This is a genomic window from Cupriavidus sp. FW305-F7, from assembly GCF_058782875.1.
The window spans coordinates 65,330-80,561 of record NZ_JBYSYC010000007.1 but is presented as its reverse complement, the minus strand read 5'-3'; the positions used below and the strand labels follow the sequence as shown (position 1 = coordinate 80,561).

At 67.4% G+C, this 15,232-nt stretch carries 13 protein-coding genes; 6 read left to right on the top strand and 7 right to left on the bottom strand.

Features of this window, described 5'->3' with window-relative positions; all coding sequences use genetic code 11:
- Position 1 precedes the first annotated feature (1 nt).
- From AC3WL8_RS08825 to AC3WL8_RS08815, 3 genes are all read right to left on the bottom strand, one after another.
- Positions 2-1,045, bottom strand: a complete 1,044-nt coding sequence (locus tag AC3WL8_RS08825) for a porin (protein ID WP_228772307.1) — start codon at positions 1,043-1,045, stop codon at positions 2-4.
- Between the two features lie 201 nt (positions 1,046-1,246).
- Complete coding sequence (locus tag AC3WL8_RS08820; RefSeq protein WP_013955485.1) at positions 1,247-1,795, bottom strand: single-stranded DNA-binding protein; 549 nt, start codon at positions 1,793-1,795, stop codon at positions 1,247-1,249.
- Positions 1,796-1,978: 183 nt separating this feature from the next.
- Positions 1,979-3,229: an MFS transporter gene (locus AC3WL8_RS08815; protein WP_013955484.1), complete on the bottom strand. Its 1,251-nt coding sequence runs from the start codon at positions 3,227-3,229 to the stop codon at positions 1,979-1,981.
- A gap of 366 nt (positions 3,230-3,595) precedes the next feature.
- On the opposite strand from AC3WL8_RS08815, the gene uvrA reads away from it, so the two are divergent.
- A complete protein-coding gene (gene uvrA, locus AC3WL8_RS08810; RefSeq protein WP_153953207.1) occupies positions 3,596-6,460 on the top strand; it encodes an excinuclease ABC subunit UvrA in 2,865 nt (954 codons plus the stop codon).
- 110 nt (positions 6,461-6,570) lie between these two features.
- Positions 6,571-7,056, top strand: coding sequence for an adenosine-specific kinase (locus AC3WL8_RS08805; RefSeq protein WP_211980675.1), 486 nt, complete (start codon positions 6,571-6,573; stop codon positions 7,054-7,056).
- Positions 7,057-7,065: 9 nt separating this feature from the next.
- Here the strand turns inward: AC3WL8_RS08805 and AC3WL8_RS08800 are convergent, their stop codons facing one another.
- From AC3WL8_RS08800 to AC3WL8_RS08790, 3 genes are all read right to left on the bottom strand, one after another.
- The gene (locus tag AC3WL8_RS08800) at positions 7,066-8,745 is read right to left on the bottom strand and encodes a Na/Pi cotransporter family protein (RefSeq protein WP_013955481.1); all 1,680 of its coding nucleotides are present in this window, start codon (positions 8,743-8,745) and stop codon (positions 7,066-7,068) included.
- 189 nt (positions 8,746-8,934) lie between these two features.
- A complete protein-coding gene (locus AC3WL8_RS08795) occupies positions 8,935-9,546 on the bottom strand; it encodes a LysE family translocator (protein WP_013955480.1) in 612 nt (203 codons plus the stop codon).
- A 43-nt stretch (positions 9,547-9,589) separates the two neighbouring features.
- Entirely contained in the window at positions 9,590-10,162 is a 573-nt protein-coding gene (locus AC3WL8_RS08790; RefSeq protein ID WP_013955479.1) for an adenine phosphoribosyltransferase, read from the bottom strand.
- 218 nt (positions 10,163-10,380) lie between these two features.
- On the opposite strand from AC3WL8_RS08790, the gene AC3WL8_RS08785 reads away from it, so the two are divergent.
- Positions 10,381-10,959, top strand: a complete 579-nt coding sequence (locus AC3WL8_RS08785) for a DJ-1/PfpI family protein (RefSeq protein ID WP_013955478.1) — start codon at positions 10,381-10,383, stop codon at positions 10,957-10,959.
- A 102-nt stretch (positions 10,960-11,061) separates the two neighbouring features.
- Positions 11,062-11,436: a ribbon-helix-helix domain-containing protein gene (locus tag AC3WL8_RS08780; protein WP_035822648.1), complete on the top strand. Its 375-nt coding sequence runs from the start codon at positions 11,062-11,064 to the stop codon at positions 11,434-11,436.
- 18 nt (positions 11,437-11,454) lie between these two features.
- Here the strand turns inward: AC3WL8_RS08780 and AC3WL8_RS08775 are convergent, their stop codons facing one another.
- On the bottom strand, positions 11,455-13,434 hold the full coding sequence (locus tag AC3WL8_RS08775) for a monovalent cation:proton antiporter family protein (RefSeq protein WP_013955477.1): 1,980 nt from the start codon (positions 13,432-13,434) through the stop codon (positions 11,455-11,457).
- Between the two features lie 141 nt (positions 13,435-13,575).
- Between AC3WL8_RS08775 and AC3WL8_RS08770 the strand changes: the two genes are divergently transcribed.
- Both AC3WL8_RS08770 and lptC read left to right on the top strand, forming a co-directional pair.
- A complete protein-coding gene (locus AC3WL8_RS08770) occupies positions 13,576-14,559 on the top strand; it encodes a KpsF/GutQ family sugar-phosphate isomerase (RefSeq protein WP_035822810.1) in 984 nt (327 codons plus the stop codon).
- Positions 14,560-14,602: 43 nt separating this feature from the next.
- Positions 14,603-15,232, top strand: coding sequence for an LPS export ABC transporter periplasmic protein LptC (gene lptC, locus AC3WL8_RS08765; protein ID WP_013955475.1), 630 nt, complete (start codon positions 14,603-14,605; stop codon positions 15,230-15,232).

Sequence of the window (15,232 nt, the reverse complement as noted above, 5' to 3'; positions counted from 1 at the left end):
TTTACAAGCGATGGCGCAGGCCGACGCCGCCGCCGAACTTGTTGCCACGCACGCCCATGAAGGCGGGCAGCGCATAGCTGCCGCTGATGCGGTTGAAATCGGCTTCCGCATAGACGCTAGTGCGTCTGGACAAGCTGTACTCAGCCACGCTGGTCAGCATCAGCCGGTGGCCGCTGGCGGCGGTCTGCCGGTCATAGCCGGCCGCCAGCGACAACGCCAGCGCGGGCGTTGCCTGCACCGTGGCGCCGCCGGTCAGCACATGATTGCGGGTCGGGCTCAGGTGATAGCGGTTGTCCAGGTAGCCGAGCGCCAGCTTGACGCGCCCCAGCTGGCTGCTGCCGCCGATGCCCCAGATCGTGCGCTTCTCTTCGTTCGCCAGGGCACTGGTGCTCTGGAACAGGGCGCCCACGTCGATCCGTGCCGTGATCCAGGCCAGCGCCAGCCCCCGGCTGCTGCTGGCCGCCGCATCGCCCGGCACTTCGCCGAAGGTGTAGTGCGCCGTCGCCGAGAATGCGTTCCACTGGCCCGCGTACTTCGCCATGTTGTCTTGCCGCGGACCGGTATAGCCGTTGAGGATGGCCACCGCATCGAGATTGGGATGGCCATAGGGCTGGAAGCGGAAGGTCGCGTCATAGGCCGTGGTGAACTGGCGGCCGACCGTCAGCTTCCCCCACGCCAGGTGCTCGATCCCCAGGTACGACTGCCGGCCGAACAGCCGGCCTGTACCCTGCGTGCCGACCTGTCCGTAGTTCGACGCCGCAGTGCCTTGCAGCGAAGTGCCCGTAGCCAGGTCGAAGCCGCTTTCCAGGTTGAACAGCGCCGACCATCCCGCACCCAGCGCCTCATTGCCGCGCACGCCCCAGCGCGAGCCGCTGAAGTAGCCCTCGCTCAGTTCAGCCAGGCTCTGGTCCCCGCGGTTGTTGTCCGAGTATCGGACCATGGTGTCGATCAGGCCGTAGACCGATATGGAAGTCGATACTGATTGCGCCAGCGCTTGCTGCGCAACGCCGCAGATCGCCCCCGCCAGCACGCCCGTGAGCGCCATGGCGTGACTGCGCCTTGTGTTCCCCACCTTCACGCACCACCCTCCATTTTGCATACAAATTAAGAATGCAAAATATAGGGGGTGGCCGCACATCCGCATACGAATGTGTGCGCATGAGGAAATGCGGTTTGCGCGGAGAATGCGGGCGCAAAAAAGCCCGCGTAGCGGGCTTTCGGGGTGATGCGTGAAGCGAGGTAGGAATCAGAACGGAATATCGTCGTCCATATCCTCGAAACCATTCGAGGCCGGCTGCTGCGGACGGCGTGCCGCGCCACCGCTCTGGCCGCCACCCTGGGCACCGCCCTGGCCGCCGCGGGCGCCACCGCCGTAGCCGCCGCCCGACGCTTCGCGGCTGTAGCCACCGCCGCCTGCGCCGCCACCGTAGCCGCCTTCGTCACCGCCACCGCCGCCGCCCTGGCGCGAACCCAGCATCTGCATCTGGTCGGCAACGATTTCAGTGGAGTACTTGTCCTGGCCCGACTGGTCCTGCCACTTGCGCGTGCGGATGCGGCCTTCGATATAGACCGACGATCCCTTGCGCAGGTACTGGCCGGCGATTTCGGCGATCTTGCCGAAGAACGAGACGCGGTGCCATTCCGTGGCCTCCTTCATCTCGCCGCTCTGCTTGTCCTTGTAGCGATCGGTGGTCGCCAGGCGGATATTGGTCACGGCGTCGCCGCTGGGCAGGTAGCGGGTTTCCGGGTCTGCGCCGAGGTTGCCGACGAGAATGACTTTGTTGACCGATGCCATGTGAATGTTCTCCAAAAGCCACGCGCTGTGTTGAAAAGCGTGGCAATACGATGACGGTAAAGCGGATGTAGTGTGACGCGATACTGCGGTGACGTAAACGAACATCGCGCCCCCGGCCAGACGTCGGGTGGCGCGATCATGCTAGCCCTTTTCCAGGCCGGATTCTTTACGATGTGATGCAGGTCAGGCCGGCGTTGCCGGTGCAGCTTCCTGCCCGCGCGCCGGCGGCGCCTTCATGCTCCAGGCGATTATAAGCCAGAGCAACAGCACCACCGCGCAACCGACGAACACGGCGCTGCGCCCCTCGTGCTTGAGCAGCCAGCCACCAGCCGCGCCGCCCAGGAACAGGCCCAGCGCCTGCGTGGTGTTGTAGACGCCCAGGGCCGCGCCGCGCGCGGCCGCGGCGTAGCGCGACACCAGCGACGGCTGCATCGCCTCCAGCACGTTGAACGCGACGAAGAAGAGCAGCAGGACGCCGACGATGGCCCACAGCCCGTGCACGGCGGCAAACAGCAGCTGCACCGCGGTCATCAGCGCGACCGCGCCCAGCAGCACCGGGCGCACGCGGCCGTAGCGCTCGGCCGCCATCATCGGGCCCAGCATCAGCACGAAGGACACCAGCACCACCGGCAAGTAGACCTTCCAGTGCTGGTCCAGCGGCATGCCGGCATCGGCCAGCATGGCGGGCACCACCATGAACATGGCCACCTGCGAAGCGTGCAGCGCCAGCACGCCGACATTCAGGCGCGCCAGGTCGGCGTTGAGCAGCACCTTTCGGAACGGCAGGCGCACCGGATGCGGCGGCGGCGGGGTCGGCACCAGGAACAGCGTCACGCCGATGGCCACCAGCCCCAGCACCGACATCAGCCCGAAGATGCCGGACATGCCGATGCTGTGCAGCAGCGGCGAGGCGATCACCAGCGACAGCGCGAAGGTCAGGCCGATGCTGCCGCCCACCATTGCCATCGCCTTGGTGCGATGGCGCTCGCGCGTCAGGTCGGCGATGCACGCGGTGATGGCCGCGGAGATCGCGCCCATCCCCTGCAGCGCGCGGCCGGCGATGATGCCGCTGAGCGTGTCGGAGAAGGCGGCCACCAGCCCGCCGGCGATGAACAGCAGCAGCCCGGCCACCATCACCGGCTTGCGCCCGATGCGGTCGGACAGCCAGCCCAGCGGGATGTGCAGGAATGCCTGCATCAGGCCATAGATGCCCATGGCCAGGCCCACGCGCTGGGCGTCGTGCCCGTCGGGCAGGCTGTGCGCGAATTCGGCAAAAACGGGCAGGATCAGGAACAGGCCAAGCATGCGCAGCGCGAAGATGCTGGCCAGCGACACGGCGGCGCGCAGCTCGGCGCGGGTCATGCGTTCGCGGGCGGGGGCCTGGGATGCGTCAGCGGCACCCGCACCCGGGGAGGAAGACTGGATCGACGGCATTGCGATCGTGGGATCGTGGAATCTGTCAGGCTGGCTGCCGGTGCATCGCAACGGCAGTTTCGATCGGGATCGCGGGGGGAAGTTGCCGCCCGGAACCCGGGGCCGGCGGCGGCTTCGCCGGGCGCCTGCATGGCGCGGGCAACCCCGGAAACCGAAGTTGGGTATATTAACAGGTTTGCTCCTTCGCGCTTCCCGGGTCACCTGGCCATGCCAGCTGGCCCCCGGGCGTGTGCCCGGGCGCGCATTCCGGCCGTCGCCAGCGGTCGGAAGTGCCAAATACGGTACTTGTTTCTGGGTTTTGCGATTCCTTCAGACAGCCTTGCCAACCCCGGCAGGGCGGCCTGTCTGGCGACGACTTTTCGGCATATGGAAGAAATCAAGATCCGTGGGGCGCGTACCCACAACCTGAAGAACATCAATCTCGACCTGCCGCGCAACCGGCTGATCGTGATCACCGGCCTGTCGGGCTCGGGCAAGTCCTCGCTCGCCTTCGACACGCTCTATGCCGAGGGCCAGCGCCGCTACGTGGAGTCGCTGTCCGCCTATGCCCGCCAGTTCCTGCAGCTGATGGAAAAGCCGGACGTGGACCTGATCGAGGGGCTGTCGCCCGCGATCTCGATCGAGCAGAAAGCCACCAGCCACAACCCGCGCTCCACGGTCGGCACCGTCACCGAGATCCACGACTACCTGCGCCTGCTGTATGCGCGCGCCGGCACGCCCTACTGCCCCGACCACAACCTGCCGCTGCAGGCGCAGAGCGTGTCGCAGATGGTGGACGCCGCGCTGGCACTGCCGGAAGACACCAAGCTGATGATCCTGGCGCCGGTGGTGGCCGACCGCAAGGGCGAGCACTCGGACCTGTTCGACAGCATGCAGGCGCAGGGCTTCGTGCGCTTTCGCATCCGCTCGGGCGGCGGCGCCGCGCACGAGGCCGAGGCCAAGGTCTATGAGGTCGATGCGCTGCCGAAACTGAAAAAGACCGAGAAGCACACCATTGAAGTGGTGGTGGACCGCGTCAAGGTGCGCGCCGACATCAAGCAGCGCCTGGCCGAGTCGTTCGAGACCGCGTTGCGCCTGGCCGATGGGCGCGCGCTTGCGCTGGAACTCGACAGCGGCAAGGAGCATATGTTCAGCTCCAAGTTTGCCTGCCCGATCTGCTCGTATTCGCTGCAGGAGCTGGAGCCGCGGCTGTTCTCGTTCAACAACCCGATGGGCGCCTGCCCGAGCTGCGACGGGCTGGGCCAGATCACCTTCTTCGACCCAAAGCGCGTGGTGGCCTTCCCCAACCTGTCGCTGGCCTCGGGCGCGATCAAGGGCTGGGACCGCCGCAACCAGTTCTACTTCCAGATGCTGCAAGGCCTGGCCGCGTACTACGACTTCGACACCGAGACGCCGTTCGAGGAGCTGCCGGAAAACGTGCAGCAGTCGGTGCTGCACGGCTCGGGCGAGCAGGAGATCCCGTTCACCTATATCAACGAACGCGGCCGCACCACCGTGCGCGAGCATGTGTTCGAAGGGATCATCCCCAACCTGGAGCGCCGCTACCGCGAAACCGATTCGGTCGCCGTGCGCGAGGAACTGGCCAAGTACCAGAACAACCAGCCCTGCCCCGCCTGCCACGGCACCCGCCTGCGCACCGAGGCGCGCCACGTCAAGCTGGGCGAGGGCGAGCAGGCGCGCGCGATCTTCGAGATCAACGGCTGGCCGCTGCGCGACGCGCTGACGTACTTCCTGACGCTGGACATGCACGGCGCCAAGCGCGAGATCGGCGACAAGATCATCAAGGAGATCTCGGCGCGGCTGAACTTCCTGAACAACGTCGGGCTGGACTACCTGTCATTGGAGCGCAGCGCCGATACGCTGTCGGGCGGCGAGGCCCAGCGCATCCGGCTGGCTTCGCAGATCGGCTCGGGACTGACCGGCGTGATGTATGTGCTGGACGAACCCTCGATCGGCCTGCACCAGCGCGACAACGACCGCCTGATCGGCACGCTCAAGCACCTGCGCGACATCGGCAACTCGGTGCTGGTGGTCGAGCATGACGAGGACATGATCCGCGCCTGCGACTACGTAGTCGACATCGGCCCGGGCGCCGGCGTGCACGGCGGCATGATCGTGGCCGAGGGCACGCCGCGGCAGATCGAGGAGTCGCCGGCATCGCTGACCGGGCAATACCTGTCCGGCCAGCGCCGCATCGAGGTGCCGAAGGAACGCGCCGCGCCCGACGATGAGCGCCTGCTGCGCATTGTCAACGCCAGCGGCAACAACCTGCGCAACGTCACCGCCGAGGTGCCGGTGGGCTTGCTGACCTGCATCACCGGCGTGTCCGGCTCGGGCAAGTCGACGCTGATCAACGACACGCTCTACCACGCGGTGGCGCGCCACCTGTACGGCTCAACGCCGGAGCCGGCGCCGCATGACCGCATCGAGGGGCTGGAGCATTTCGACAAGGTCATCAACGTCGACCAGAGCCCGATCGGCCGCACGCCGCGCTCCAACCCGGCCACCTACACCGGCCTGTTCACGCCCATCCGCGAACTGTTCGCCGGCGTGCCGTCGGCCAAGGAGCGCGGCTACGATCCGGGCCGCTTCTCGTTCAACGTCAAGGGCGGGCGCTGCGAGTCCTGCCAGGGCGACGGCGTGCTCAAGGTCGAGATGCACTTCCTGCCGGACGTCTATGTGCCCTGCGATGTCTGCCACGGCAAGCGCTACAACCGCGAGACGCTGGAGGTGCTGTACAAGGGCAAGAACATCTCCGAGGTACTGGACCTGACCGTCGAACAGGCGCATGAGTTCTTCAGCGCCGTGCCGGTGGTGCGGCGCAAGCTGCAGACGCTGCTGGACGTGGGCCTGGGCTATATCCGGCTGGGGCAGTCGGCGACCACGCTGTCGGGCGGCGAGGCGCAGCGCGTCAAGCTGTCGCTGGAACTGTCCAAGCGCGATACCGGGCGCACGCTCTATATCCTGGACGAGCCCACCACCGGGCTGCACTTCCATGACATCGAACTGCTGCTCAAGGTCATCCACAAGCTGCGCGACCAGGGCAATACCGTGGTCATCATCGAGCACAACCTGGACGTCATCAAGACCGCGGACTGGCTGATCGACATGGGGCCGGAAGGCGGCGCCGGCGGCGGGCAGGTGATCGCGCGCGGCACGCCGGAGGATGTGGCCAGGAGCAAGGCCAGCTTTACCGGCAAGTACCTGGCGCCGCTGCTAAAGCGCGCATAGGGGTGTGCAGGCGCATGCGGGCCGGTGGCGCCGCGCCGCTTGCATTCACCACCCCGCGCCCTACCATGAACCCGATGGCGGCAAGCCCTGCGGCCATTCGGGAGCCTGTCATGGAACTGTCGGTCGTGTCGGTCACCAAGCCGGAAGCCACCAACTTCATCTTCGGCCAGTCGCATTTCATCAAGACCGTGGAAGACCTGCACGAGGCGCTGGCCGGCACCGTGCCGGGCATCCTCTTCGGGCTGGCGTTCTGCGAGGCCTCGGGCAAGCGCCTGGTGCGCTGGTCGGGCACAGATGAAGACCTGATCGACCTGGCCTGCGAAAACGCCCGCGCCATCGGCGCCGGGCATACCTTCCTGATCTTCCTCGGCGACGGCTTCTTTCCAGTGAACGTGCTGGCCGCGGTGCGGGCGGTACCGGAGGTGTGCCGCATCTTCTGCGCAACGGCCAACCCGACCCAGGTGATCATCGCCCAGACCGATGCCGGGCGTGGCGTGGTGGGCGTGATCGATGGCGCCTCGCCGCTGGGGATCGAGACCGATGCCGATGTGGCCGAGCGCAAGGCGCTGCTGCGGAAGTTCGGCTACAAGCTCTAGCGTCGCCGCTCAGTGCTGCGCTGCCTGCACGGTCGACACCGTCGGCAGGTCGTCTTCCTTCATCCGGCTGCGGTTGAGCACCCCAGCCTGCTCCAGCACCGGATAAGCCGTCGCACAGAACAGCGAATTCAGGCGCTTCAGTTCGCTGATCACATCCAGGTGCAATGAGCTGGTCTCGATGCTCTCGGCGGTCTGCACCGCCACGCGCTGCAGGTGGGTGCGCGCGTACTTGCGCTCCAGCTCGCGGAAGTTCGCTTTCTCGGCCATCAGCGCCTGCGCGCTCTTGAGGTCGCCGTTGAGGAACACCGACAGGCCCAGCCGTAGGTTGGCGACCAGGCGTGCGTGCATCTCTGCGATCTCCTGCATGCCCGCCTCGGAGAACATCAGGTTGTGGGCGATCTTCTTGTCCTTGGTATCGAGCAGGATGCGCTCGATGATGTCGCCCGCGTGTTCCAGGTTGATGGTGAGCGAGATGATCTCGGTCCAGCGCTGGCCGTCACGCTCGTCCAGCGCTTCCAGGCTGATGCGGGTCAGGTAGAGCTTGATCGCGGTGTAGAGGTCGTCCACCTCATTGTCGATGCGGCAGGTGGCGTCGGCCAGCTTGGCGTCGTTGGTGCGCAGCACGCGCAGCATGTTGTCCAGCATCTGCTCGACGCGGTCGCCGATGCGCAGCACTTCGCGCGCGGCGTTGGCCAGCGCGAGCGTGGGCGTGGTCAGCGCGGCCGTATCGAGGTGGCGCGGCGTGACCTGGCTGTCGCCGGTGTTGCGCCCGGGCAGCACCTTCTCGCACAGGCGCGCCAGCGGCGCGGTGGCGCCCAGCAGCAGCACCGCCAGCGCGACGTTGAACAGCAGGTGGAAATTAACGATCAGCCGTTGCGGGTCATGGTCCAGCAGCGCCAGCAGCTCTTCGGCCTGGCCCAGCAGCGGCAGCGCCACCAGGCAGCCCAGCAGGCGCGACAGCAGGTTGCCCAGCGTCACGCGCTTGCCCGGCTGGTTGTTGCCCGAGGTGGTCAGCAGCGCCGAGATGCCCGAACCCAGGTTGGCCCCCAGCACCAGCGCCAGCGCCACGTGGATCGACACCACGCCGGCCGACGCCAGCGCGCCGCAGAACAGCACCACGGCCAGGCTGGAATAGCACAGGATGGTCAGGAAGGCACCGACCAGCATGTCCAGCCCCGAGTCGCCGGTCAGCGAGGCGAACAGCACCTTGACGCCGGCGGCCTGCACCACGGGACGGGTGGCGATGGAGATCAGTTCCAGCGCCAGCGTGATCAGCCCCAGGCCGATCAGCACGCGGCCGACGTGGCCGGGCTTGCTGCCCTTCCAGGTCAGGTGGCAGATCACGCCAACGAAGATCAGCAGCGGCGACAGCCATGACAGGTCCAGCGAGAACACCTGCACCATCAGCGCGGTGCCGACGTTGGCGCCGAGCATGATGGCCAGCGCCGGCGCCACGGCGATCAGGCCCTGGCCGACGAAGGAGCTGACGATGACCGCGGTGGCGTTGCTGCTCTGGACCAGGCCCGTGACGCCGAGCCCGGCAAGGAAGGCGGTGAAGCGGTTGGAGACGCTGGTCGACAGGACATGGCGCAGGTTCGCACCGTAGACGCGCAGGATGCCGACCTTGACGATGTTGGTGCCCCAGACGAGCAGGGCAACGCCTGATAGCAGGTGAAGGAGTACGCCCATTGTGCGCCTTTGTGTGTCCAGTGCCGACAAAACCCTGGAGGCTCGGCCCGGTCATCGTGTAGTTGTCAATGGGGCATTATGCGCCCGCCACCCGACAGCGGCAACGGCACGGGTGCGGCGTGCGGGCAACGGGCAACACCGGCAAAGCATGCCGCAACGAGCGCCCGGGTGCGCGCCAGGCGACGGCGCTCAGGGCAGCGCGACCTTGATCCCCAGACCGACGAAGATCGCCCCGGCGGCGCGGTCCAGCCAGCGGCCGGTGGCCGGGCGGCGGCGCAGCCAGGCGCCCAGCCAGCCGGCGCACAGCCCGAACAGCGAGAACACCACCGCCGTCTGCAGCATGAAGACCACGCCCAGCAGCAGGAACTGCAGCCCCGGGTGCGTGGCATCGGCGCGCACGAACTGCGGCAGGAACACCAGGAAGAACAGTGTCACCTTGGGATTCATGATGTTGCCGAGCACGCTCTGGCGGAACACGCGCCCCAGCGGCACCGCATCGACATCACCGCCCTGCGCCAGCCCGCCCTTTGCGCGCAGCGCCTGAATGCCGATCCAGATCAGGTAGGCCGCGCCCGCGTACTTGATCAGCTGGAACGCCAGCGGCGACGAGCGCAGCACCGCGGCCAGCCCCACCGCCGCAATCACGGTGTGGAACAGGCACCCGACCGAAAAGCCCAGTGCCGCCACCAGCCCCGCGCGCCGGCCCTGCGCCATGCCGCGCGCCAGCACCTGCAGGTTGTCGGGCCCCGGGGCCACAGTCACGGCAATCGAAGTCAACAGGAACAGCAGCAGGTCAGGCATGGGGTCTCCTTGCGTGGAAATCTTGCGGGCCGGTCAGCGTGGCTCAGTGACCTTCAAACTTGCACACGGTGAACAGCGGCAGCCCGCCGTCCTGCAGCAGCTTCGAGCCGCCCAGTTCGGGCAGGTCGACGATGGCGGCGCCCTCCACCACCGTCGCGCCCAGGCGCTCCAGCAGCTTGCGCCCGGCCATCATGGTGCCGCCGGTGGCGATCAGGTCGTCGACCAGCAGCACGCGGTCGCCGGCCTTGCAGGCGTCGGCATGGATCTCGACGGTGGCGCTGCCGTATTCCAGCTCGTACTCCTCGGCCACGGTCTGGAACGGCAGTTTGCCCTTCTTGCGGATCGGCACAAAGCCCAGGTTCAGCTCATACGCGACGATCGCGCCCAGGATAAAGCCGCGCGCGTCGATGCCCGCCACCAGGTCGAGCTGCGCATCCATGTAGCGGTGCACAAAGACATCGATCAGCACGCGCAGCGTCTTGGGATTCTGCAGCAGCGGGGTGATGTCGCGGAACATCACTCCCGGCATGGGCCAGTCCGGCACGGTGCGGATGCGCTCGCGCAGGTAGCCGGTGACGTCGCCGAGCTCGGGGGACTGGATGATGGAATCTGCCATAGGGGTCTGGAGACGGTAGGCGCGCAGCGTGGCGCGCACCAGTCAGAAAGGGGTCGCAGTGGGTCGCGGCAGGGGTGGCCGCCGGCGCGGTAACCAGTTACCACCCGCGCCACCGGGGCGGCCAGCACAATGGCCCTGCCGGCCCGGTTGGCTAGCCAAGGGGCCGGGCTGCCGCGTCCGGCACCCGCCGGACACCCGTAACCATACAGGAGACCGCGATGGCAAAAAAGATTCTGATGCTGGTGGGCGACTACGCCGAAGACTACGAAACCATGGTGCCGTTCCAGGCACTGCAGATGGTCGGCCACACCGTCCACGCCGCCTGCCCGGACAAGCAGGCGGGCGACGCCTGCGCCACCGCCATCCATGACTTCGAGGGCGACCAGACCTACACCGAGAAACGCGGCCACAACTTCACCCTCAACGCGACCTTTGCCGGGATCGACCCCGCCAGTTACGACGCACTGGTCATCCCCGGCGGCCGCGCCCCGGAATACCTGCGTCTGAACGCGCGCGTGCTGGAGATCGTGCGCCACTTCGCCCAGGCGGACAAGCCGATCGCCGCGGTCTGCCACGGCGCCCAGCTGCTGGCCGCGGCAGGCGTGCTGGAAGGCAAGACCTGCTCAGCCTACCCAGCCTGCGCGCCCGAGGTGAAGCTGGCCGGCGGCACCTATGCCGATATTCCCGTCGACCAGGCCCATACCGACGGCAACCTCGTCACCGCCCCGGCCTGGCCCGCGCATCCGGCCTGGCTGGCACAGTTCCTTGCCGTGCTGGGTACGCGGATCGTACATTAGAGCTTTCCGCACGCGGCGCCCCCACGCGTGAAGGCACGGCCCGCCCCCCTGCGGCGAGCCGTGCACATGCCCGCCGGCCGCGCCGCCCGCACGGGAGCATCCATGTGTGAAATCTTTATCCGCGCCAATCCGGCGTCGTACCAAAGCCAGTCGCGCTCGCTGCGCCTGCATGGCGTGGCCACCAGCATCCGGCTCGAGAGCCTGTTCTGGGAAGTGCTGGAAGAACTGGCGCGACGCGACGACATGACCGTCAACCAGCTGATCACGCGCCTGCACGATGAACTGACCGAACATCGCGGCAGCGAGGCGGTGGCGGGCAATTTCTCGTCCTTCCTGCGTGTGTGCTGCCTGCGCTACCTGATGCTGCAAGGCGAGGGCCGCATCCCGGCCGATACCAGCGTGCCGATCCGCTCGCTGGACGCACGCGCCGTGCTCGACAACCTGCCGGAATCCTGGGTCGAGGCGCGTCCGCACTGACGCATCCGGCGGCCCCGCTCAGCCGTTCAGGATGCGCGTCTCTGCCGCTTCCAGCGCCTCGGGCGGGCCGCGCAGCACTACGATGTCGCCCGGTTCCAGCACTGTCTCGGGCTCCGGGTCGAAGGCGCGGATGCCGCGCCGGCGCACCGCGGTCACTTCCACGCCGATGCGCTCCAGCCCCAGCACGCCAAGGCGCCGCCCCACCGCCGTGGATTGCGGCCCGAGCGACACGGAGTGCAGCCGCACCGAATCGCGCTCGACCATGTCCTCATCATCGTCGCGGCCGTGGAAATAGCCGCGCAGCAGGCTGTAGCGCGCGTCGCGCGCCTGCTGCACGCCGCGCACCACCCGGCGCATCGGCACGCCCAGCAGCACCAGCGCGTGCGAGGCCAGCATCAGGCTGCCCTCGATGATCTCGGGCACCACTTCGGTGGCGCCGGCCTTCTGCAGCGTGTCGAGCTCTGAATCGTCCACCGTGCGCACGATCACCGGCAGCGCCGGCGCCAGCTCCTGCACGTGGTGCAGCACCTTAAGCGCCGATGGAGTGTTGGCATAGGTGACGATCAGGGCGGCGGCGCGGTGGATGCCGGCGGCGATCAGCGCCTCGCGCCGGCCGGCGTCGCCGTAGACCACGGTATCGCCGGCCGCGGCGGCCTCGCGCACGCGGTCGGGGTCCAGGTCCAGCGCCACGTAGTTGATGCCCTCGCGCTCCAGCATGTGCGCCAGGTTCTGCCCGCTGCGGCCGAAGCCGCAGATGATGGCGTGTTTCTCGGTCTGCAGGCTCTGCGCGGCGATGCGGGTCATGTTCAGCGACTGCATCAGCCATTCGTTGGCGGTAAAGCGCAGCACGATGGCGTCGCTGTACTGGATCAGGAATGGCGCGGCCAGCATCGACAGCAGCATCGACGCCAGGATCACCTGGATCAGCACCGGGTCGACCAGGTTCAGGCCGTCGATCTGGTTCAGCAGCACGAAACCGAATTCGCCGGCCTGCGCGAGCCCCAGCCCGGTGCGGATGGCCACCCCCTGGCGCGAGCCGAAGACCCGCGCCAGCAGCGCGATCAGCACCAGCTTGAACAGCACCGGCACCACCAGCAGCGCCAGCACCAGCCATACGTGATCCAGCACTACGCGGATATTGAGCAGCATGCCGATGGTGACGAAGAACAGCCCCAGCAGCACGTCGCGGAACGGCTTGATGTCCTCTTCCACCTGGTGGCGGTAGGGCGTCTCGGAGATCAGCATGCCCGCCATGAAGGCGCCCAGCGCCATCGACAGGCCCAGCCGCTCGGTCAGCGCCGCCATGCCCAGCGTCACCAGCAGCAGGTTCAGCATGAACAGTTCCTGCGAACGGCGCGCCGCCACCACGTGGAACCAGCGGCTCATCAGGCGCTGGCCGAGGAAGAAGATGGCGCCCAGGGCCACCACGATCTTGACCGTGGCCAGGCCCAGCGCCACCATCAGGTCGCCCGGATCGCGCGACAGCGCCGGGATCACGATCAGCAGCGGCACCACCGCCAGATCCTGGAACAGCAGGATGCTGATGATATTGCGGCCGTGCTCGCTTTCCAGCTCCATGCGCTCGGACAGCATCTTGGAGACGATCGCGGTGGAAGACATCGCCAGCGCCCCGCCCAGCGCCACCGACGCCTGCCAGGACAGCGGGAACAGCCAGTTGAAAGCCCAGCTGGCCGGCACCACCGCCAGCATCGACAGCACCACCTGCGAGCCGCCCAGGCCGAACACCAGCCGCTTCATCGAGCGCAGCTTGGTCAGGTTGAACTCCAGCCCGATCGAGAACATCAGGAAGACCACGCCGAATTCGGCCAGGTACTTGGTCTGCGCGGTGTCGCTGGCCAGCCCCAGCGCATGCGGGCCGATCAGGATGCCAACGGCCAGGTAGCCCAGCATCGGCGGCAGCTGCAGCATGCGGAATGCGACCACGCCGAAGACGGCGGCGGCCAGCAGCACCAGGGTCAGTTCCAGCGGAGAATGCATCAGGCGGTCTGGGTGACCGGCCAGGCGCGCGTCCGACCCGGCACGGGCACCCTGCCGGCAAAATACGGCGAGCACGGCAAGCACGACGTGCGCCATGGGTCGGGCCAGGCGCCATCGCATTCGTTGGTATACTTCGTCGCCATGATAGCCAATTTCGATGCGGATCGAGCACTCAGACTCGCCCGCGACACTCTCCAGACCGAAGCCGATGCGGTTTCCGCACTTTCCGGACGCCTGAACGGCGACTTTGCCCGTGCCGTGCTGCTGATCCTGCAATGCACCGGGCGCGTGGTCGTCTCGGGCATTGGCAAGTCCGGCCATATCGGACGCAAGGTCGCGGCCACGCTGGCCTCTACCGGCACGCCGGCGTTCTTTGTGCACCCGGCCGAAGCCAGCCACGGCGACCTGGGCATGGTCACGCGCGACGACGTGCTGATCGCCTTCTCCAATTCTGGCGAGACCGGCGAGCTGCTGTCGATCATCCCGATCGTCAAGCGCATCGGCGCGCGGCTGATCTCGGTCACCGGCAACCCCGACTCCAACCTGGCCAAGCTGGCCGACGTCCACCTGGACGCGGCGGTCGAGAAAGAAGCCTGCCCGCTGAACCTGGCGCCGACGGCCAGCACCACCGCGGCGCTGGCGCTCGGCGATGCACTGGCAGTGGCGGTGCTGGACGCGCGCGGCTTTGGCGAGGAAGACTTCGCCCGCTCGCACCCCGGCGGCGCGCTCGGGCGCAAGCTTCTGACCCATGTGCGCGACGTGATGCGCACCGGCAACGCCGTGCCCGAGGTGCGTGAGAACACGCCGCTGGCCCAGGCGCTGATGGAAATCACCCGCAAGGGCATGGCCATGACCGCCGTGGTGGATCCGGACGGACACGCCATCGGCGTCTTCACCGACGGCGACCTGCGCCGCCTGCTGGAAACCCCGCGCGACTGGAAGACCGTGCCCATCGGCGAGGTCATGCACCGCAACCCGCACGTGGTCAACGAGAACCAGCTCGCCGTCGAGGCGGTGCAGGTGATGGAAGCCAACCGCATCAACCAGCTGCTGGTGGTGGACGACGACGGCCGCCTGACCGGCGCGCTGCATATCCACGACCTGACCCGCGCCAAGGTCATCTGAGCGGGCGCGGGCCCGGCACAACCGGCACAACGCCAAGGACACCATGCAGGCACTCCTCGCCTCCCTCAGCGGCATCGTCATGCGGCTGCTGCCGCTGCTGCTGATGGCCTTCGTGGCGGGCAGCACGTTCTGGCTGGTCCAGATCAACTCCCCCAAGGAAGACCTGGCCGCGCAAAGCACCAAGAAGCATGAGCCTGATTACTTCATGGACCGCTTCTCGGCCACCGAGCTGGCGCCGGACGGCAGCACCAAGATCCGCTTCACCGGCGAGCGCATGGTCCATTTCGAGGACGACCAGACCTACGAAGTGACCCGGCCCGCCATGCGCGCGTACGAGCCGGACCGCCCGCCGGTCACCGCCCGCGCCGATATGGGCCGCATGAACGCCGAGGGCTCGGTGATCGACCTGTACGGCAACGGCTTCGTCATGCGCCAGCAGGGCGTGGACGTGTCCAAGGACCCGCAGCTGACCGCCGCATCCAGTTATTTCCAGCTGCTGATCAATGACGACATCGTCAAGACCGACAAGCCAGTCAAGCTGACGCGCGGCCCGTCGGTGATGACCGCCAACGGCCTGATCTTCAACAACGTCACGCGCGAAGTACAATTGCTCGGCAATGTACGCGGCACCATCATCACCGGGCCGTCCCCAGGCCGCGCGCCGGGGTCCTGA

Excerpts from the sequence above, each read along its gene's own strand:
- AC3WL8_RS08825 (WP_228772307.1), bottom strand. The coding sequence starts at position 1,045 with ATGGCGCTCACGGGCGTGCTGGCGGGGGCGATCTGCGGCGTTGCGCAG.
- AC3WL8_RS08820 (WP_013955485.1), bottom strand. The coding sequence starts at position 1,795 with ATGGCATCGGTCAACAAAGTCATTCTCGTCGGCAACCTCGGCGCAGAC.
- AC3WL8_RS08795 (WP_013955480.1), bottom strand. The coding sequence starts at position 9,546 with ATGCCTGACCTGCTGCTGTTCCTGTTGACTTCGATTGCCGTGACTGTG.
- AC3WL8_RS08790 (WP_013955479.1), bottom strand. The coding sequence starts at position 10,162 with ATGGCAGATTCCATCATCCAGTCCCCCGAGCTCGGCGACGTCACCGGC.
- AC3WL8_RS08785 (WP_013955478.1), top strand. The coding sequence starts at position 10,381 with ATGGCAAAAAAGATTCTGATGCTGGTGGGCGACTACGCCGAAGACTAC.
- uvrA (WP_153953207.1), top strand. The coding sequence starts at position 3,596 with ATGGAAGAAATCAAGATCCGTGGGGCGCGTACCCACAACCTGAAGAAC.
- AC3WL8_RS08775 (WP_013955477.1), bottom strand. The coding sequence starts at position 13,434 with ATGCATTCTCCGCTGGAACTGACCCTGGTGCTGCTGGCCGCCGCCGTC.
- AC3WL8_RS08800 (WP_013955481.1), bottom strand. The coding sequence starts at position 8,745 with ATGGGCGTACTCCTTCACCTGCTATCAGGCGTTGCCCTGCTCGTCTGG.
- AC3WL8_RS08770 (WP_035822810.1), top strand. The coding sequence starts at position 13,576 with ATGATAGCCAATTTCGATGCGGATCGAGCACTCAGACTCGCCCGCGAC.
- AC3WL8_RS08780 (WP_035822648.1), top strand. The coding sequence starts at position 11,062 with ATGTGTGAAATCTTTATCCGCGCCAATCCGGCGTCGTACCAAAGCCAG.
- AC3WL8_RS08815 (WP_013955484.1), bottom strand. The coding sequence starts at position 3,229 with ATGCCGTCGATCCAGTCTTCCTCCCCGGGTGCGGGTGCCGCTGACGCA.
- AC3WL8_RS08805 (WP_211980675.1), top strand. The coding sequence starts at position 6,571 with ATGGAACTGTCGGTCGTGTCGGTCACCAAGCCGGAAGCCACCAACTTC.
- lptC (WP_013955475.1), top strand. The coding sequence starts at position 14,603 with ATGCAGGCACTCCTCGCCTCCCTCAGCGGCATCGTCATGCGGCTGCTG.